This window comes from Nonomuraea ferruginea (assembly GCF_039540635.1).
Taxonomy (GTDB): Bacteria; Actinomycetota; Actinomycetes; order Streptosporangiales; family Streptosporangiaceae; genus Nonomuraea; species Nonomuraea ferruginea.
The window spans coordinates 1-17,356 of sequence record NZ_BAABFD010000001.1 but is presented as its reverse complement, the minus strand read 5'-3'; the positions used below and the strand labels follow the sequence as shown (position 1 = coordinate 17,356).

General features: G+C 72.6%; 16 protein-coding genes. 8 read left to right on the top strand and 8 right to left on the bottom strand.

Features of this window, described 5'->3' with window-relative positions:
• Positions 1-276 precede the first annotated feature (276 nt).
• A complete protein-coding gene (locus ABD999_RS00080) occupies positions 277-1,053 on the bottom strand; it encodes a GNAT family N-acetyltransferase (RefSeq protein WP_271279510.1) in 777 nt (258 codons plus the stop codon).
• Between the two features lie 308 nt (positions 1,054-1,361).
• On the opposite strand from ABD999_RS00080, the gene ABD999_RS00075 reads away from it, so the two are divergent.
• Entirely contained in the window at positions 1,362-2,078 is a 717-nt protein-coding gene (locus ABD999_RS00075) for a YaaA family protein (RefSeq protein WP_271279509.1), read from the top strand.
• Between the two features lie 60 nt (positions 2,079-2,138).
• Here the strand turns inward: ABD999_RS00075 and ABD999_RS00070 are convergent, their stop codons facing one another.
• From ABD999_RS00070 to ABD999_RS00060, 3 genes are all read right to left on the bottom strand, one after another.
• Positions 2,139-3,800, bottom strand: coding sequence for an RNA polymerase sigma factor (locus tag ABD999_RS00070; protein ID WP_271279508.1), 1,662 nt, complete (start codon positions 3,798-3,800; stop codon positions 2,139-2,141).
• Between the two features lie 241 nt (positions 3,801-4,041).
• Complete coding sequence (locus tag ABD999_RS00065; protein ID WP_148030162.1) at positions 4,042-6,135, bottom strand: SpoIIE family protein phosphatase; 2,094 nt, start codon at positions 6,133-6,135, stop codon at positions 4,042-4,044.
• Between the two features lie 194 nt (positions 6,136-6,329).
• The gene (locus ABD999_RS00060) at positions 6,330-6,899 is read right to left on the bottom strand and encodes an HhH-GPD-type base excision DNA repair protein (RefSeq protein ID WP_271279507.1); all 570 of its coding nucleotides are present in this window, start codon (positions 6,897-6,899) and stop codon (positions 6,330-6,332) included.
• 153 nt (positions 6,900-7,052) lie between these two features.
• Between ABD999_RS00060 and ABD999_RS00055 the strand changes: the two genes are divergently transcribed.
• The 7 genes from ABD999_RS00055 (at position 7,053) to ABD999_RS00025 (ending at position 12,385) form a co-directional block, all read left to right on the top strand.
• Positions 7,053-7,277, top strand: coding sequence for a hypothetical protein (locus ABD999_RS00055; RefSeq protein WP_148030160.1), 225 nt, complete (start codon positions 7,053-7,055; stop codon positions 7,275-7,277).
• A gap of 123 nt (positions 7,278-7,400) precedes the next feature.
• A complete protein-coding gene (locus tag ABD999_RS00050; protein WP_148030159.1) occupies positions 7,401-8,897 on the top strand; it encodes a hypothetical protein in 1,497 nt (498 codons plus the stop codon).
• A gap of 10 nt (positions 8,898-8,907) precedes the next feature.
• Positions 8,908-9,675 carry a thioesterase family protein gene (locus tag ABD999_RS00045; RefSeq protein WP_219551323.1) on the top strand — a complete coding sequence of 256 codons (768 nt, stop codon included), beginning with the start codon at positions 8,908-8,910 and terminating at the stop codon, positions 9,673-9,675.
• A 70-nt stretch (positions 9,676-9,745) separates the two neighbouring features.
• On the top strand, positions 9,746-10,501 hold the full coding sequence (locus tag ABD999_RS00040; protein ID WP_148034384.1) for a LamB/YcsF family protein: 756 nt from the start codon (positions 9,746-9,748) through the stop codon (positions 10,499-10,501).
• Entirely contained in the window at positions 10,498-10,692 is a 195-nt protein-coding gene (locus tag ABD999_RS00035; RefSeq protein ID WP_148030157.1) for a hypothetical protein, read from the top strand. The genes ABD999_RS00040 and ABD999_RS00035 overlap by 4 nt, the downstream gene beginning before the upstream one ends.
• Complete coding sequence (locus tag ABD999_RS00030; protein ID WP_261808386.1) at positions 10,689-11,534, top strand: 5-oxoprolinase subunit B family protein; 846 nt, start codon at positions 10,689-10,691, stop codon at positions 11,532-11,534. The genes ABD999_RS00035 and ABD999_RS00030 overlap by 4 nt, the downstream gene beginning before the upstream one ends.
• Complete coding sequence (locus tag ABD999_RS00025) at positions 11,531-12,385, top strand: 5-oxoprolinase subunit C family protein (RefSeq protein WP_148030156.1); 855 nt, start codon at positions 11,531-11,533, stop codon at positions 12,383-12,385. The genes ABD999_RS00030 and ABD999_RS00025 overlap by 4 nt, the downstream gene beginning before the upstream one ends.
• A gap of 21 nt (positions 12,386-12,406) precedes the next feature.
• Here ABD999_RS00025 and ABD999_RS00020 read toward each other — a convergent pair whose 3' ends face one another.
• From ABD999_RS00020 to ABD999_RS00005, 4 genes are all read right to left on the bottom strand, one after another.
• On the bottom strand, positions 12,407-13,234 hold the full coding sequence (locus ABD999_RS00020) for a PhzF family phenazine biosynthesis protein (protein WP_219551329.1): 828 nt from the start codon (positions 13,232-13,234) through the stop codon (positions 12,407-12,409).
• 27 nt (positions 13,235-13,261) lie between these two features.
• Positions 13,262-14,371: a winged helix DNA-binding domain-containing protein gene (locus ABD999_RS00015; protein WP_271279506.1), complete on the bottom strand. Its 1,110-nt coding sequence runs from the start codon at positions 14,369-14,371 to the stop codon at positions 13,262-13,264.
• Positions 14,372-14,406: 35 nt separating this feature from the next.
• Positions 14,407-16,095 (bottom strand): ABC transporter family substrate-binding protein, encoded by a 1,689-nt coding sequence (locus tag ABD999_RS00010; protein WP_271279505.1) that lies wholly within the window; start codon positions 16,093-16,095, stop codon positions 14,407-14,409.
• Positions 16,096-16,127: 32 nt separating this feature from the next.
• The coding region (locus tag ABD999_RS00005; RefSeq protein ID WP_345482490.1) for an ABC transporter ATP-binding protein at positions 16,128-17,356 on the bottom strand (1,229 nt) is incomplete at its 5' end.

Genomic DNA, 17,356 nt, shown 5'->3' with positions numbered 1-17,356 from the left:
CTCCGTTCGAAAGCGGACACGCGAGGCGCGTGCGCCGGACGCCCCAGACCGAACCCGTACGAGTCACGCACCTGCCGTCCGCGACCGGGCGGGCGAGGCGTGTGCGCCGGATCCCCGAAACTGCACTCGTACGAGTCCCCCACCCGCCCGGGACCGGACACGAACGCCGCAGACAACGGACGCCCCAGACTGAACCCACACAAATCACGCACCCGCCATCCGGGACCGGACACCTGCGCCGCACACGCCGGACGTCTAAGGCCGATCCCGCACAAATCACGCACCCACCGTCCGCGACCGGACACGCGCGGCGCCAGCTTCCGGGGCCGGAGGGCGCGGGTCCGTGGTTGAGCGGACACGGTAGTGGTAGCCGCCCTTCTGTTCCAGGCCCTCGCTCCGGTAGAGGTTCCGCGCGGCCGTGTTGCGCTCCGTGACGACCAGGTACGCGCTCCGCATCCCGCTCTCAACGGCCAGGGCGCGCAGCACGGCACGGGCCAGGCCGCGACGGCGGGCCGACGGCAGCGTGGCCATGCAGTAGACGCCGAGCGTGTCGCCCTGCGGCACGCCCCGTCCGACGGCCACCGGAGCCCCGTCCTCCTCGACGGCCGCGTAGAGCGCCGGCACGCCGGTCACGATCCGCTCGGCCGCCTCCAGCCCGGTGCCGTAGCGGCCGTCGACCTCCCACCACGCCTCCAGCCAGCCCCGCCAGAGCCGCGGCTCGACCCGTACCGGCACCACGGGTTCACCGGAGATCGTGCCGGACATCACGACAGTGGGATCCACCAGCGCGTACCCACGCGCGTCCAGCGCGCGGTCCAGTCCCGGCGGCGCGCCGGCGCCGATCGAGAAGGCGCACGGAGCCCCGCGCTCCGCGTAGAACTCCTCGGCGACCCGGATGGCGGCGAAAAGATCATCCGGCACAGGCGGCTCCCCCACGGCGAGCACCGAGTTCGCCCGCTTCGTCACACCTCCCGCGTAGCGCAACACCCAGCCGCCGAGCACCCGCCGCTCCCAGGCCGGCCACGCCCCGTCCACCAGAAGATCGACATCCACCCGCGCAGCCTAGCTGACCAGCACCTCCCGCCACCGCCCCCAGCCGGACGCGGGTAACGAAAACCGGCCCAGCGGACCCACACCTCCCGGCACCACCCCCGCCCGGACCCCGGTAACGGAAACCGGCCCAGCAGACCCGCACCTCCCGGCACCACCCCCAGCCGAACCCCGGTGACGGGAACCGGCCGAACGGATCCGCACCTCCCCGGCACCACCCCCGGACGTGAGTGGCGGAAATCGGCCCAGCAGGTCGCCACCACCCCCCTGACCAGGCACAGCGGCGATTCACCGCCAGTAAGCTGCGGGACGTGCTCATTCTGCTGCCCCCGTCGGAGGGCAAGGCTCCGGCAGGCGACGGGCCGCCCGTCGGCGACCTGTCGTTCCCCAAGCTGGACCGCCCCCGCAAGCGGGTGCTGAACGCCCTCGTCCGCGCGTCCCGCCGGCGGAACGCCCTGGAGGTGCTCGGGCTGTCCCCCGGCCTGGCACCGGAACTCGCGAAAAATCTGGAACTCCAGACGGCGCCGACGCTACCCGCCGGCGAGCTCTACACCGGGGTGCTGTACGACAACCTGGCCCTGAGCGAGTTCTCCCCTGAGGCCCGGGCCAGGGCCGAGGAGCACGTGCTGATCTTCTCGGGCCTGTGGGGCGTGCTACGGCTCGCTGACCGCATCCCGCCCTACCGGCTGGCCATGGGGGTCAGTCTGCCGCCGATCGGCCCTCTGGCGGCCTTCTGGAGGCCCCTGATCACACCGGAGCTGGAGCGGCTGCCGGGGCTGGTGGTGGACCTGCGCTCCTCCGCGTACGCGGCCGCCTGGCGGCCGGGCTCGCGCGGCGTGTCCGTACGGGTGCTCAAGGGCGGCAAGGTCGTCAGCCACATGGCCAAGGCCACCCGCGGCGAGGTCGCCAGGCGGCTCCTGGAGAGCGGCCTCGCACCGGAGACCCCGGACGAGCTGGTCAAGACCCTGGAGGACCTCGGCTACCAGGTGACGCTCACGGGCGGCAGACTCGACGTCCTCCTCCACTGAACGCCGGGCAGCGGAAAGGGCACGGCCCGCGAGTGACCGTGCCCTTTCCCGCGCGTCGACCTAATCGAGGTAGTCGCGCAGAACCTGCGAACGGGACGGGTGGCGGAGCTTGGACATCGTCTTCGACTCGATCTGCCGGATGCGCTCGCGCGTCACCCCGTAGACCTTGCCGATCTCGTCCAGCGTCTTGGGCTGCCCGTCGGTGAGGCCGAAGCGCATCGACACCACACCGGCCTCGCGCTCCGACAGGGTGTCGAGCACCGAGTGGAGCTGCTCCTGCAGCAGCGTGAAGCTGACCGCGTCGGCCGGGACGATGGCCTCGGAGTCCTCGATGAGGTCACCGAACTCGCTGTCGCCCTCCTCGCCCAGAGGCGTGTGGAGGGAGATCGGCTCGCGGCCGTACTTCTGGACCTCGACGACCTTCTCGGGGGTCATGTCGAGCTCGCGGGCCAGCTCCTCCGGGGTCGGCTCGCGGCCGAGGTCCTGGAGCATCTGCCGCTGGACGCGGGCCAGCTTGTTGATCACTTCGACCATGTGGACCGGGATGCGGATGGTCCGCGCCTGGTCGGCCATGGCCCGGGTGATCGCCTGCCGGATCCACCAGGTGGCGTAGGTGGAGAACTTGTAGCCCTTGGTGTAGTCGAACTTCTCGACCGCGCGGATCAGGCCCAGGTTGCCCTCCTGGATCAGGTCCAGGAAGAGCATGCCGCGGCCGGTGTAGCGCTTGGCCAGCGAGACCACGAGGCGGAGGTTGGCCTCCAGCAGGTGGTTCTTGGCCCGGCGGCCGTCTTCGGCGATCCACTCCAGCTCGGCGCGGACGTCGACCGGGAGGCCGTCGCCGTCGCTGGCGAGCTGCTCCTCGGCGAACAGGCCCGCCTCGATGCGCTTGGCGAGCTCGACCTCCTGCTCGGCGTTGAGCAGGGGGACCTTGCCGATCTGCTTCAGATAGTCCTTGACCGGGTCGGCGGTCGCTCCGGCGGCGGCGACCTGCGCCACGGGCGCGTCGTCGTCGTCATCGGAGAGGATGAGGACCTCGTCCTCGCTCTTCTCCTTGACCGCCGGGGCCGTCTCGGCCTTCGGCTCGTCCTCGGTGTCGTCGTCGGAGTCGCCCTCAGACTCGGAGTCGCCCTCGGCGACGATCTCCTCGTCGTCGACCTCGATGTCTTCGAGGTCTTCCAGCTCCACGTCGCCGTCGAGCTCGATGTCGTCGTCGTCGACCTCGGACTTGACGCCGTCGGAGGTCTTCTGCTTGGTCTCGGCAGGCCCAGCGCTCTCCGGCTTGGCCTTCTTGGCGGGGGCGCCCTTGACCGGGGCCGCCTTCTTGGCCGCGGGAGCGGCCTTCTTGGCGGGGGCCGGCTTCTTCGGCGCGGGCTCGGCTTCGGCGGTGCCGACGACCGCGGTCACGGTCTCCGGCTGCTGCTCTTTGGCGGCCGCCGCCGTCTTGCTCTTGACGGGCGCGGCGGTCTGGCGCTTTGCTGAACCTCGAGACTTCTTCTTCGGCGCAGCCGAATCCGCGGCGGTCACCACCACGGTCACGCCCTCTTTGCTGAGGTTCCGCAAGAACGCGGCGGCGTGCGACATGGGGATGTCCGCCTCCTCGAAGGCCTGACGGACATCCTCAGACTCGAGGAAACCCTGCGAGCGCCCACGCTCGAGCAGTCGCTGAATGACGGGCTCGTTCAGCTCTTGTGGCTTCGAGCGAGTCGAACTTGCAGGCGACACGAACACCTCTCGAACGAACGCGTGGCGACAATGGACCCAGATGCCCGCTAGGGGGCTGTTGCCTCTCTCGGAGATCGGTGAGGCCGTGCGGACCGCTACGGACCTTCCAGCATTCTGGCACGCCCACGCACTCCATACGGCCACCTCCCGGCGGTTGTCCTCCACCCTAGGCCGACGGAGAGAGTAGTGCGTACGCAAGGGCGGCACTGATACCCGAAAGCAACCCTTATGACTGTTTCATTCAGTCACTCTTCGTGATGGCCGGGACGTGGATGGCCAGCGCAGTAACGTCATCATCCTGTTCATATCCCGACAACATCCCGTCAACCAGGAAATCCAGCAGCATGTGCGGATTTGCCACCACCTCAGGCGGCGCTTCGGTCACAACACTGCAAATCTCTGTCAGGCCGGCGTCCAAGCCACGCTTGCGGTTCTCCACGAGACCGTCGGAGTAGAGCACAGCGGTGTGTCCCGGCGGCACCACGAACCGGAACTGCCGGCGGCTGGTCGGCCAGCCCAGCGGCGTGCCGGGCTCGGCGTCGCAGAGGATCGCCGTGCCCTGCGGTGAGACCAGCACGGGCGGCGGGTGGCCCGCCAGGGCGAGCGTGCCCTCGCCGGTGGCCGGCTCGACGACCATGTAGGCCAGGGTGGTGACCTGGTCTTCCTCCTCGGTCGCGTCGAAGACCCGGTCAAGCCCGGCCAGCACCGCGGCGGGCGGCGGGTTGGTCAGCGCCAGCGCCCGCATCGCGTTGCGGATGCGGCCCATCCCGGCCGCCGCCTTGACGCCTTTGCCCATGACGTCGCCCACGACGGCCGCGACCCGCCCGTCCTGCAGCACGAACGCGTCGTACCAGTCGCCGCCGACCTGCACGTGGCGGCTGCCGGAACGGAACCGCTGGGCCAGCTCCAGGCCCTTGACCACCGGCAGGTGGTCGGGCAGCAGGCTGCGCTGGAGCGTCTCGGCGGTGCGGTGCTCGCGCTCGAACAGCGTCGCCCGCTCCACCGCCAGCGCGCACTGACCGGCCAGCGCCTCCAGGAAGACGCCGTCCTCCTGGGAGATCTTCTGCGGCCTGGTGAACGAGAACCGGAGCGCGCCCAGGGCGCGGCCGGCGGCCAGCAGCGGCAGGCCCACCCAGGCCTGCTCGTCGCTGCTGGCGAGGTAGTGGGCGAGCACCTGCTCGTCGCCGCCGGCCTCCAGGAGCTGCATCTTCAGGCTCACGGGCGACTCGGCGAAGACCGGCCTGCGGCTGTTGACGGCCATGGTCATCACGCTGGAGTGGGACAGCGGGATCTCCTCGCCGGAGGAGCCGGACGCCTCCGGGATGCCCTCGCCGTTGATCAGCTTGAGCGCGGCGCGGTCGGTGTCGAGCAGCGCGACGGCGGACCGGTCGGCGGCCAGGGCCGTGCGGCCGACATCGATGATGACCTGCACCACCTGCTCGACCGTCAGCGCCTCGGCGAGCTGGGCGGTGGCGCCCTGGAGCCTGGCGGTGCGCAGGGCGGCGGCGCCGAGCTGGTCGGTCAGCCTGCCGCGCATCTCCTCGGCCTCGCGCTGCGGGGTCACGTCGGTGTTGGCGCCGACCCACTCGACCACCCGGCCGTGGCGGATGATGGGCACCGCGCGCACCTCGAAGTGGCGGTAGCCGCTGGCGCGGGTGCGCACCCGGTAGTTCCACTCGAACATGGTGCGGCCGCGCAGCGCCTCCTTCCACGCTTCCTCGGTGGCCGGGCGCTCGTCGGGGTGGACGACGTCCAGCCAGCCGTAGGCGAGGTACTCCTCCAGCCCCTGGCCGGTGATGGCACGCCACTGCGGCGCGTCCTCGGCGACCGTGCCGGTGGGCGTGGTGATCCACACGAGCTGGGACTGCGCCTCGACCAGCGAGCGGTAGCGCTCCTCGCTGCGGCGCAGGTCCTCCTCGATCTGGCGGCTCTCGGTCACGTCGAGCCCGACCAGGGTGACGGCCCGCAGCTCGCCGCCCTCGTCGTGGATCGGCGAGAACGACATCGACCAGTGACGGTCGGAGCCCTCGGTCGAGCGGACCCGCAGCCGCCGCTCGGCGACCGGCCCCTCGCTCTCGATGACGGCCTGGACGCCCTGCGTCACGGCCTGGCTGAGGTCGGCGGCGAGCGCCTCCACGGGGGCGCGGCCGGCCAGCCGGTCGGCGGGCACGCCGACAAGATCGCTGAACACGTCGTTGACCCGCTGGATGCGGCCCTCGACGTCGAAGAAGGCGAAGGCGAACTCTGCTTCGGACAGCAGGCCCTTCAGGAGGGCGGAGTCTGAGATGTCCACATCCGACTCCCGGGGACGGGGAACGGAGGTCTCGGCGCTCATGGTCCGTACCTCCGTCGCGTGCCAGGGTCTCCCACGCGGCACATCTCCATAATCGTGTATCGGCGTAGCGCAGCTCCGGGCGACCGGATTCTGCAGTACATCATCGGCGATGGGCATGCGCGGACGGAAGCCCCGGCCGCCATACGGTCAACGCATCCTGTCAAAATCGCTCCACGTTGCGCAGCAAGATCAGGCTACTCGGCCTTCGCCGCCTGCTTGGCAGCCTGCTTGTAAGCACGCACCCGCGCCAGGCTGTCGGCGTCGACCACATCCGCCACCGATCGGTAGGACTCCTCCTCGCCGTACGCGCCGGCCGCCTCGCGCCATCCTGGCGGCCGGACCCCCAGTTGCTTGCCGAGCAATGCCAAAAAGATCTGGGCCTTCTGCTTGCCGTAACCCGGCAGAGCCAGCAGGCGCTTCAGCAACTCTTGGCCATCGGCGGCGTCGGCCCAGATGAGCTCGGCCTTGCCGTCGTACTGCGCCACGAGGTAGGCCGCGAGCTGCTGGACCCGGGCCGCCATCGACTTGGGGTAGCGGTGGACGGCCGGCTTCTGGGCGAGCAGCGCGGCGAACGCCTCGGGGTCATAGGAGGCTATCTCCTCTGCGGTCAGGTCGTGCCCCAGCCGCTCCGAGATGGTCTGCGGACCCGTGAACGCCCACTCCATCGGCACCTGCTGGTCGAGCAGCATGCCGACGAGCAGGGCGAGCGGGCTGCGGCCGAGGAGCTCGTCGGCATCGGCGCGCTGCGTGAGCTGGATGCGCATGGAGACAGCTTCGCACGAAAGCCGCCGCGGAGAAGCGAACACAGTCGCCTCGGAGCCTTGACACTGCCTCGATAAAAGATGAAATGGGAGCGCAAGTCGCCTGCGTCCACTCCTGGGGGTTTGCCCCCCGGTCTCCAGAGGAATTTGACACCTATGCTCGCTCTGGCCACTCGCCTCCTGCGGGAGCCGGTCAGTCTACGGCTGGCCGAAGAGTTCCTCACCGTGCCGGTGGACACCATCGACCGGTGTGTAGCCGACGTGTGCGCGTGCGCGCAGCACCTCGGCATCACGGCGACGCCCGAGATCGTGGAACGCGTCGCGCGTGAGCATCTGCTCGCCATCGTCAACTCCGCACCACCGCCCCGAAGCCATCGATAACATCGAAGTCATCAGGCCGCGTTCTACGCACCGTTTGCGCCTGGAATGCGAGAGAGTGAGGGCGTGCGCCGACACCGACGAGACCCCCGGGAGAGCGTTCCGCCTGACGACGTCTTCAAGGAGATGGTCCAAGCCGCACGCGAGCTGCTCGCCGTGCGGAGCCCGCTCGACGCGGAGCTGATGGTCTCCGACATGATCGGCGCCTGGTGGGGCAGCCGGGTCCGAGGTGGCGACGTCGAACAGGTGCTCGGTGAAGGGCTGGTCGACTACGCCGCCAAGACCGGCACTCCCGCCTCGCTGACGCTGCTGATCTGCCTGGCCTACCTCGGCACCGCCCGCCAGGGCGCGAAGGCGGAGGGCGCGGCGCTGGCGATGATGGAGTCCGGCGTGGCCAGGCCCGGCTGGGCCGACCGGGTCGGCGCGGTCAAGCCGACCGGCTGTTACGTCTCGCGCGACGCCTACGGCGACCAGGACACGGTGATCTGCACGTTCGGCTACCGGTGGAACGGCGACGAGGCCCGCAACCGGCAGGACCGCCACGCGCTGGTGATGGTCGTCGACTACAACATGTCCGGCATGGCCCGCGACGCCTGGGTGTCCTCCCAGGTCGACAAGCTGCTCGACCAGGCCAGGGCCGAGGCGGCGGGCAACGCGATGCTGCTGTTCGAGGAGATCGAGCCGCAGCAGGCCAGGGCGCTGCTGGAGTCGGCCATGAAGGCCACCGGCGAGCCGAAGACGCCGCCGCCCGTCAGCGACAGCTACAGCGCCTACCACGCCTTCGCGCGGGCGCGGCTCAAGGCGCTGCCGCCGGGGCGCAAGCGGCCGGCGCCGCTCCACATCGAGGCCCCGTACAACAGGGAGCGGCGGGCGATGCTGGCGGCCGAGTTCCTCGCCTCCGACGACGCCGAGCACCTGTCGGACCCGTCGGCCGCCTCCCGGTGCGCCGACCACATCATCGACTACGGGTGCGACCAGGACTTCAGCAGGCCGCTGCGGGTGAGCCCGACCAAGTGCGAGACGTTCCTGCTCGACTGGCTGCCGCGCAAGGTGATGCTGTCGGAGGCCGAGCAGGAGGCGATGCCGCACGTGCTGGCGGCGTGGGCGCGCTTCGCCGCGCACCGCACGGGCCTGCCCGACGAGGGACTGAAGGCCACGCTGGACGCGGTGTGGGAGGCGACGGGCAAGTTCCCCGAGGCGTACCGCGATCCCGCCTCGTTCGGGCTGGACCGGTCGCTGCTGGTGCGGCTGCTGCCCGACGGCGACCTGTCGGCGCTGGCCAGGCGGGCCTTCGCGTTCCCGTTCCTGCAGGGCACCCACAACGGCGTCGACCTCGACCGGCTCAACCCCGCCGACGAGGCCGACCGGCGGGTGCTGCTGGAGATCGACCACGTGGGCGGCATCGACCAGGAACACCTCGCCTGGCACGAGGAGATCGCCACCCGGCTGTGGGAGGGCGACCCGCCGCAGCTGTGGGAGGCCGCCCAGCGCCTGCTCGACCTGGGCCACGACCGCCACGACGTGCTGCACGTGCTGATCGAGATCGCCGAGCGGATCGGCGGCGACCCCGACGAGCTCGCCGCCGCCCTCGACGACATCGCCGACATACCCGACGGGATCTAGGCTGCCCCGTATGGCGATGTACGTCCCCCTGAGCGAAGGTCGCTACCGCGCGACGGAGCACACCCAGGGCCCCTGGGACCCGCGTACCCAGCACCTCGGCCCCGTCACGGCCCTGATCGCGCACGAGCTGGCGCGGACCGCGCCGCGGCCCGGCCTCGATCTGGCCAGGCTCGCGGTGGACGTGTTCGGGCCGGTGCCGGTGGGCGAGCTGGAGGTGCGCACCGAGGTCGTGCGCGACGGCAAGCGGGTGCAGTGCCTGGCCGCGTCCGTCTCCTCCGGCGGCCGCGAGCACGTCAGGGCCACCGCCTGGCGCATCCGCGAGGCCGGGACGCCGGGCACGTCCAGCCCGCCGCCGCCCCTGCCGCCGTCCGAGAGCGAGCCGTCGTGGCTGACGACGGGCTTCGGGTACGGGCGCGCGACCGAATGGCGTTTCACCCGCGGCAGCGCGGCGGAGACCGGTCCCGCCACCGCCTGGGGCCGGTCGCGGGTGCCGCTGGTGAGCGACGAGGAGACCACCCCGCTGGAGCGGCTGGCGATGTTCGCCGACAGCGGCAACGGCATCAGCTACGCGCTCGACTTCGACACCCATCTGTTCGTCAACGTCGACCTGGTGATCTCGCTGTTCCGGGCGCCCGAGGGCGAGTGGATCTGCATGGACGCGGAGACCGTCGTCGGCCCGTCCGGGCGCGGCCTGGTCCGTTCCACGCTGTACGACTCGGCCGGCGAGGTCGGCGCGGCTTCTCAGACCCTGTTCGTCGCCCCGCGAGAGGCGTCCTGATAGCGTTTCCGCATGCCCGTGAGGGCGGAATCCGCTCCCTCGGGGGCGCGGAGGAGCCACGATGGACCCCATGGTGATCGACCTCAACGCGGATCTCGGCGAAGGCTTCGGCATCTGGCGCCTCGGTGACGACCTCGCCCTGCTCGACATCGTCACGAGCGCCAACGTCGCCTGCGGCTTCCACGCCGGCGACCCGGTGACGATCAGGCGCACCTGCGCGGCGGCGGTCGACCGGGGGGTGGCGATCGGGGCGCAGGTGTCCTACCGCGACCTGGCCGGCTTCGGGCGCCGGGAGATGGACGTGGAGCCGGAGGAGCTCTGCGCCGAGGTGCTCTACCAGCTCGCCGCCGTCGACGGCATCGCCAGGGCGATGGGCGGGCGGGTCTCGTACGTCAAGCCGCACGGCGCGCTCTACAACCGGGTCTGCCGCGACCGGGAGCAGGCCGCGGCGGTGGTCGACGCGGTGGCCGACTACAACCCCTCGCTGCCGGTGCTGACGCTGCCGGGGTCGGTGGTGCACGAGGTGGCGGCGGCGGCCGGGGTGCCGACGGTCAGCGAGGCGTTCGCCGACCGCGCCTACACCGCCGCGGGCACGCTGGTGTCACGGCGGGCGGCGGGGGCGGTCGTCCACGACGTGGAGACGGTGTCCGCACGCGCGGTGCGGATGGCGAAGGAAGGGCTGGTGACCTCCGCCGACGGCACCGAGGTTCCGGTGGCCGCCCGGTCGATCTGCGTCCACGGCGACACGCCCGACGCGGTCGCCCTGGCCCGCGCCGTCCGCGACCGGCTCCTGGAGGCCGGTGTGGTCCTGCAGGCGTTCGCATGACACCTCCCGCCCTCGGCCGCGCGTCCGGCGAGACCTCCCGTCGTGGCGGGCGGTTCGCGGGCACCACCCGTACGACGGACGCGCCGCGTCCCGCCGTTCGTCCGGTCGCGGGACTGCCGTCCCGGGTGGCCGCCGCGCGCGGGCCTGGCTTCGCCGGGAGTCGTGACGCGGGTGTCGTGGAGTACGCATGATCCGGCGCGCCGGGGAGCACGGGCTGCTCGTGGAGACGGGCGCGCTGGAGGTCTCTCACCGGCTCGACGCGGCCCTGCGCGCCGAGCGGCCTCCGGAGGTGCTGGAAGTGGTGCCGGGACCCGAGACGGTCCTCGTCGTGGCCCCCGGCGCCGACCAGTCCAGATTGCGCGGCCTGCTGGAGACGCTGCTGTCCCACTGCCACGACGTCCCGTCAGACGACCAGCCCGTGCGAGACGACACGACCACAACAGCACCCCGCACAGCCCTCGACGGTACGACCGAGCGAACCACCCCCACAGGGCACGACACCGCGACTCCACAGACGACCCCCACCGGGCGCGAGGGTACGACCGAGCGAACCACGGGGCGCGGTACGGCTGAGGGGACCACTCCCGCGCCGCTCGACGTTGTGGGCGCGGGTGGGGAGCCGACGGTGAGGTCGGGGGCGGCTCTTGGGGGTGCGGAGGTGGTGACGATTCCTGTGGTGTACGACGGTGCGGATCTGGAGTCGGTGGCGGAGGCGGCCGGGATCTCGGTGGACGAGGTGGTGTCCCGGCACGCCGGCCGGGAGCTGGTGGTCGGCTGGCTGGGGTTCGCACCCGGTTTCGCCTACCTGATCGGCCTGGATCCGGTGCTGCACGTGCCCAGGCTGGCGACGCCGCGCACCTCGGTGCCGGCCGGGTCGGTCGCGATCGCCGGCCCGTACTCGGCGGTCTACCCGACCGCGTCGCCCGGCGGGTGGCGGCTGCTCGGGCGTACGGACGCGCGGGTGTGGGACGTGTCGGCCGAGCCGCCGACACCGTTCCGGCCCGGCACGCGGGTGCGGTTCGAGGTCGCATGATCGAGGTTCTGGCGCCCGGCCCGTACGCGACCGTGCAGGATCTGGGCCGGCACGGGTACGCGCACCTCGGCGTGCCGTCCTCGGGCGCGGCCGACGCGGCGAGCCTGCGGCTGGCGAACCGGCTGGTCGGCAACCCGGAGCGGCTGGCGGGCGTGGAGGTCACGTTCGGGCTGGCCAGGCTGCGCTTCCTGACAGGGGCGTGGGCGGCGCTCGCGGGCGCGCCGTGCCCGGTGTCCGGCGCGGCGGGGGCGGGCATGGGGGTGCCGTTCTGGGTGCCGAAGGGGGCCGAGGTGCGGCTGGGCACGCCGGAGTGGGGGCTGCGCACCTACCTCGCGGTGCGCGGCGGCATCGCGGTGGAGCCGGTGCTGGGCAGCCGTTCGACCGACTCGCTGTCAGGGCTGGGCCCGCCGCCGCTGCGGGCGGGCACGGTGCTGCCGGTCGGCCCGGCCGCGGGGCTGGGGGAGATCACGGTGGATCTGGCGCCGCCCGCCGGTCCCCGGCCGCCGGTGCTGCGGGTGCTGCCCGGGCCGCGCGACGACTGGTTCGCCCCCGGGGCGCTGGAGACCCTGTGCGCGTCCCCGTACACGGTGAGCCAGGACAGCAACCGCGTGGGGGTGCGGCTGCGCGGCGCGGAGCCGGCGCGGGCCCGGGCGGGCGAGCTGCCGAGCGAGGGCATGGTGACGGGCGCGGTGCAGGTGCCGCCGAGCGGCCAGCCGATCGTGTTCCTCAGCGACCATCCGCCGACCGGCGGCTATCCGGTGATCGCGGTCGTGTCGAGCGCGGACCTGCCTGTCGCGGCCCAGCTGTGTCCCGGCGACGCGGTGCGGTTCAAGGTCGTGCCGCACCGCTGACGTCAGGTGCGAACCGTGACCTCACAACGTGACCTCGCCGGTCACGCAGGTGACCGCGGAGCCGCCCACCCAGACGCCGGTGTCGTCGGCGGAGATCCGGACGCGGCCGGCGCGGCCGAGCGCGGTGCCCTGGCTCGCCGCGTACGGCGCGGTGACGCGGCCGGTGCGCAGCAGCCACTGGGCGAGGGAGGCGTTGAGGCTGCCGGTCACCGGGTCCTCGACGATGCCGCCCTCGTACGGGCAGAACGCGCGCACCTCGTACGCGTAAGGAGAGCCCTCGGGGTAGAGCCCGGCGACGCCGGTGTCGACGGGAAGGCGGCCGGGCCGCAGGGCGAGCACGGCGTCGGCGTCGCGGAGCAGGAGCGCGACCCAGCCGGGCCCGTTGTCGGCCCACTCGGCGTCGGCGATCTCGCCCCGGCCGATGCCCAGCCCGTCGGCGAGCCGCCCGAGCAGGTCTTCGTCGACGGGCCCTGAGCGCAGCAGCGGCGGCGCGGCGAAGGCCAGCCCGGAACCGTCGCGCCGGACGCGCACCAGGCCCGCCGCGCACTCCTGGACGATCATGCCGGGGTCACGGGGCGCGCCGCCGGTCTCCAGCCAGGCGTGGCAGCTGCCGATCGTGGGATGCCCGGCGAACGGCAGCTCGCCCGACGGCGTGAAGATCCGCACGCGGTAGTCGGCCTCGCCGGTGGAGGGCGGCAGCAGGAAGGTGGTCTCGGACAGGTTGGTCCAGTTGGCGAAGCGCCCCATCTCCTCGTCGGTCAGCCCGGCGCCGTCGACCACGACGGCCAGCGGGTTGCCGTGATAGGCGGTGTCGGTGAACACGTCGACCTGGCGGAAGGCTCGTCCCATGCACGCGAGTGTCGCACGGCGGACCGGTCACTCCGCGGTGCGGACGGTCGTGAGCAGGGCCTCGACGCGGGCCGCCGCGGCGGCGAGCGGCGGCTCGGGGACGTCCTCGAACAGCTCGGCCTCCACCCGGCCCGCCTCGGCCTTCCAGACGCCGGCCACCCGGCCCCGGTGGACCACGACCGGGGAGATCCAGCCGGCCTGGCGGCTCACCTTGGGCTTGGCTGCCGCTGGGACGAGCGGCTCCAGGGCGCGCGGGGCGCCCAGGATGTACGGGTCGAAGCCGGGCAGCAGGTGGACCTCTTCGGAGGGCCGGGTGGCGGCCAGGTCGTCGAGGTGCTCGGCGAGGGCCAGGAGGGTGCGGCCGTCGCCGGTCTCCACCTCGGCCAGCTCGGGGGCCAGGTCGCGGAACCAGCCCTTGAGCACGGCCTTCCTGGCGACGCCGCCGAACAGCCAGCCGTCGAGCATCTCCGGCGTCGCCGGGCCGTGGGCGCCCAGGAAGGCGCGGACCACCCGGACCCCGGCCTCCTCGGGCGGCGGGAGGGCCCCGGGCCAGCCCGGCAGCCAGGCTCTCGGGGCGACGAAGGTGACGCGGCCCTCGCGGGGCGGGCCGTAGCACAGCTCGCCCAGGCGGCTGAGCGGCTTGAGCAGGGCGCCCCAGCCGGAGCCGAGCGCCTCGCGCAGATGCCGGTCGCCGGTGGCCGCCACGACCGCGTCGACCACTTCCTCCCTGGTCATCGGGCGCTCGCCGAGAATCTTCGGGACGGTGTCGACGATGGCCTCGATCTCGCCCGCGGTGACGCCGTGGCCGCGCTGCCAGGAACCCTTCTCCCAGAAGCGCAGCGTGCTCAGGGCCGCGCAGTGGTCGGCCAGGGTGTCGGCGGGCACCAGGTGGAGGGTGCCGCGCATGATCCACGTCTTGGCGAGCGTGCGATCGGCCCACAGCGCGCGGTCGATCGCGCCGGGGTCGGGCCGGTCGCTCCGCACCGCGACGGCGAGCTGGGCGGAGGACGCCACCTGCGCCTGCACCCCGCAGAGCCGCCGGGCCACCTCCACCGGCCCGCCGTCGCAGGGCTCGCTCACGAACTGACGGCGCAGCCGCCACGCCAGGATCTGCGGCCAGGTCACGGAAGTGGTCACCCGGACACTTCTACCAGCCGCCCCCGACAACGACGTCAGCGCGTGAAGCCGATGTCCTGGTAGCGGAGGTCGTGGAAGCCGCGGGCGCCCACGTTGGCCAGGGTGTCCTTGACCGCCACCACCTGCGGCCGCTGGTAGAGGGGCAGCACGTTGGCCTGCGCCCAGATGAGCCGGTCGGCGGCGTTGACCGCGGCGCGGGCCCTGGCGGGGTCCAGCGCGGCCACCGCGCGGTCCAGCGCGGCGTCGATGTCGTCCGAGCCGGACCGCCCCAGGTTGGCGTTCCAGGTCTTGCCGTCGGGGCTGTTCACGTAAGCGCCGTAGCTGCTCGACACGGGGAACGGGGTGCCGATGTACGCGAACGGCGCGATGTCGAAGTCGCCGGGGATCACGTACTTGGTGAAGAAGTCGTCGCCGGGGACCGCCTGGATGGTCAGCTTGACCCCGATCTTGGCGAGCATGCTCTGCGCCAGCTCGCCTTCCGACTTGCTGAGCTGCGACCCGGCCGGCACCACGAACCGCAGGTCCAGAGGGTCTCCGGCCTTCTTCCGTACGGTCCCGTCCAGCTTCCACCCGGCCTCGTCCAGCAGCCGCTTGGCCCGCTCCGGGTCGTAGGCGCCGAAGCTGCCCGCGTTGTCGCGGTAGCCCTCCTGGGTCGGCATGAAGAAGTGGTTGCCGAGCGGCGTGGCGGGCCAGTCGAGACCCTGGAGATCCGATCGGGCGATGGACATCCGGTCGACTCCGAGCTGGATCGCCTGCCGCACGCGCACGTCGCGGAGCTTCTCGCTGGAACCGTTGAGGGTGAAGTGGCGGAAGTCGGGCCCCGCGGCGAGCCGCACCTGGGCGCCGGTGGCGCTCCTGGCCCTGGCGTAGTCGGGGGCGGACGGCCCGATGTCGGCCACGTCCAGCTCGCCGTTGCCGAACATGCCGGTGAGGGAGTCCTGCTCGGCGGCGCGGTAGACGATCCGGTCCAGCTTGGCGCGGTCCCCCCACCAGGCGGGGTCGCGGACGAGCGTGACGGTCTTGGCGGTCTGGTCGAGCGCGCCGACCTTGAACGGCCCGGCGGTCAGCGGGATCGCGTTCACCCAGGAGGAGTTGAACGCCTCGGCGTTCTCGTTCACGGAGGCGGGCAGCAGCGGGCCGAACAGCGCCTGCCAGTCGCCGAACGGCCGGGTGAACGTCACCACCACCTCGTGCTCGCCCGCGCCCCGCTCGACCTTCGCGATGTCCTGGTAGCCGGTGGCGGAGACGATCCGGAAGGCCGGGTCGGCGCCGCGCATGACCTCCCACTGGGCGCGGTAGTCGGCCCAGGTGATGGGCTTGCCGTCGGACCAGCGGGCCTTGGGGTTGAGGGTGTAGGTGACGACCTGGTGCGGGCTGCGGTCGGTGATGCGGGCCTCCAGCACGTAGTCGCGGTTGACCGAGAGCCTGGCGTTGCCGTCGGAGGTGAACGCCGACGGCAGCAGCGCGTTGCTGACCACCGCGGCCACGGCGAGGTTGCCGTCGATGTGGTTGCGGTTCCACTGGGTGGGGAACTCGTTGATGCCCCAGCGCAGCGTGCCGCCCTCCTTGACCTTGTCGCGCGGCTGGAGGTTGATGTCGGACGCCTTGATCGTGTCGTCGCCCTGCCCCGCGCCGGCGGAGGGGCCGCGCGTGCCGCAGCCGGCCTGGGTCAGCGCGAGTACGGCGGCGACGACGAGCCGCACGCCTGTCAACGGGGCTTTCATGGGTGGTTCTCCTCCAATGGGTACGAGCCGGGTCAGACGACGGCGAGCCTCTCCGCGTAGTGGCAGGCGGCCGACTGGTCCTCGCCCAGCGGCCGCATCTCGGGCTCGGTGTCGGCGCACAGGCCGCGCTCCGTCTCGGTCAGCACCGACCGGAACGTCGGGCACCGCGTGCGGAACCGGCAACCGGACGGCGGGGAGGCCGGGTCGGGCCGCTCGCCGGTGAGCAGGATCCGCTCGCGGGCGCGCTCGCGGGCCGGGTCGGGCAGCGGGATCGCCGACAGCAGCGCCTGCGTGTACGGGTGAGCGGGCGCGGTGTAGACGGCGTCGGCGCGGCCGATCTCGGCGATCCTGCCCAGGTACATGACGGCCACCCGGTCGGCGATGTGCCGCACCACGGCCAGGTCGTGCGCCACCAGCAGGTAGGACAGCCCGAGCTCGGTCTTGAGCGCGCCGAGCAGGCCGAGCACCCCGGCCTGGACCGACACGTCGAGCGCGGAGACCGGCTCGTCGAGCACCAGCAGGCGCGGCTCCAGCGCGAGCGCGCGGGCGATGGCGATGCGCTGCCGCTGGCCGCCGGAGAAGTCCTTCGGGTAGCGGGCGGCGTGCGCCGGGTCCAGCCCGACGAGGGCGAGCAGCTCGCCGACCCGCCGCCGGGGATCGCCGCGCCGATGCGTGCGCAGCGGCTCGGCCAGGATGTCGTGGACCGTCATCCGAGGGTCGAGCGAGGCCAGCGGGTCCTGGAAGACGACCTGCACGTCACGCCTGATCTCCATCCGCTGGGCGGCGGTGAGCGCGGCGGTGTCGCGGCCGAGCACCACGACGCGGCCCTGCTGCGGGCGGGTCAGCTCCAGGATCTCGGTCAGCGCGGTGGTCTTGCCCGAGCCGGACTCGCCGACGAGGCCGAGCGTCTCGCCCTCGCGGATGTCGAAGCTGATGCCGGCGACCGCGTGGACGGTGCCGACCCGTCTCCTGAACACGGCGCCCTTGACCAGCGGGTAGTGCCTGACCAGCCCGTCGACGGCCAGGACCGTGCGCGGCCCGCGGGCGCCCGGCCCCGTCCTGCCCGGGGGCGCGGGAAGCGGCGGGCTCACCTCGTCCCAGCGGATGCACGCGGCGCGGTGTCCCGGGCCCACCTCGAACAGCGGCGGCTCGCGTTCGTCGCACGCCTCCACCCGCAGCGGGCAGCGCGGCGCGAACAGGCAGCCGGGCGGCAGGTCGCCAGGCGCGGGCCGGGCGCTGGCGGTCGGCGCGGTCGCGGCCC

What these genes read in the sequence shown, in the direction of transcription:
- ABD999_RS00065 (WP_148030162.1), bottom strand. Translation starts at nt 6,135, where the DNA reads ATGAGCGCCGAGACCTCCGTTCCCCGTCCCCGGGAGTCGGATGTGGAC.
- ABD999_RS00060 (WP_271279507.1), bottom strand. Translation starts at nt 6,899, where the DNA reads ATGCGCATCCAGCTCACGCAGCGCGCCGATGCCGACGAGCTCCTCGGC.
- ABD999_RS00055 (WP_148030160.1), top strand. Translation starts at nt 7,053, where the DNA reads ATGCTCGCTCTGGCCACTCGCCTCCTGCGGGAGCCGGTCAGTCTACGG.
- ABD999_RS00050 (WP_148030159.1), top strand. Translation starts at nt 7,401, where the DNA reads ATGGTCCAAGCCGCACGCGAGCTGCTCGCCGTGCGGAGCCCGCTCGAC.
- ABD999_RS00045 (WP_219551323.1), top strand. Translation starts at nt 8,908, where the DNA reads ATGGCGATGTACGTCCCCCTGAGCGAAGGTCGCTACCGCGCGACGGAG.
- ABD999_RS00040 (WP_148034384.1), top strand. Translation starts at nt 9,746, where the DNA reads ATGGTGATCGACCTCAACGCGGATCTCGGCGAAGGCTTCGGCATCTGG.
- ABD999_RS00035 (WP_148030157.1), top strand. Translation starts at nt 10,498, where the DNA reads ATGACACCTCCCGCCCTCGGCCGCGCGTCCGGCGAGACCTCCCGTCGT.
- ABD999_RS00030 (WP_261808386.1), top strand. Translation starts at nt 10,689, where the DNA reads ATGATCCGGCGCGCCGGGGAGCACGGGCTGCTCGTGGAGACGGGCGCG.
- ABD999_RS00025 (WP_148030156.1), top strand. Translation starts at nt 11,531, where the DNA reads ATGATCGAGGTTCTGGCGCCCGGCCCGTACGCGACCGTGCAGGATCTG.
- ABD999_RS00020 (WP_219551329.1), bottom strand. Translation starts at nt 13,234, where the DNA reads ATGGGACGAGCCTTCCGCCAGGTCGACGTGTTCACCGACACCGCCTAT.
- ABD999_RS00010 (WP_271279505.1), bottom strand. Translation starts at nt 16,095, where the DNA reads ATGAAAGCCCCGTTGACAGGCGTGCGGCTCGTCGTCGCCGCCGTACTC.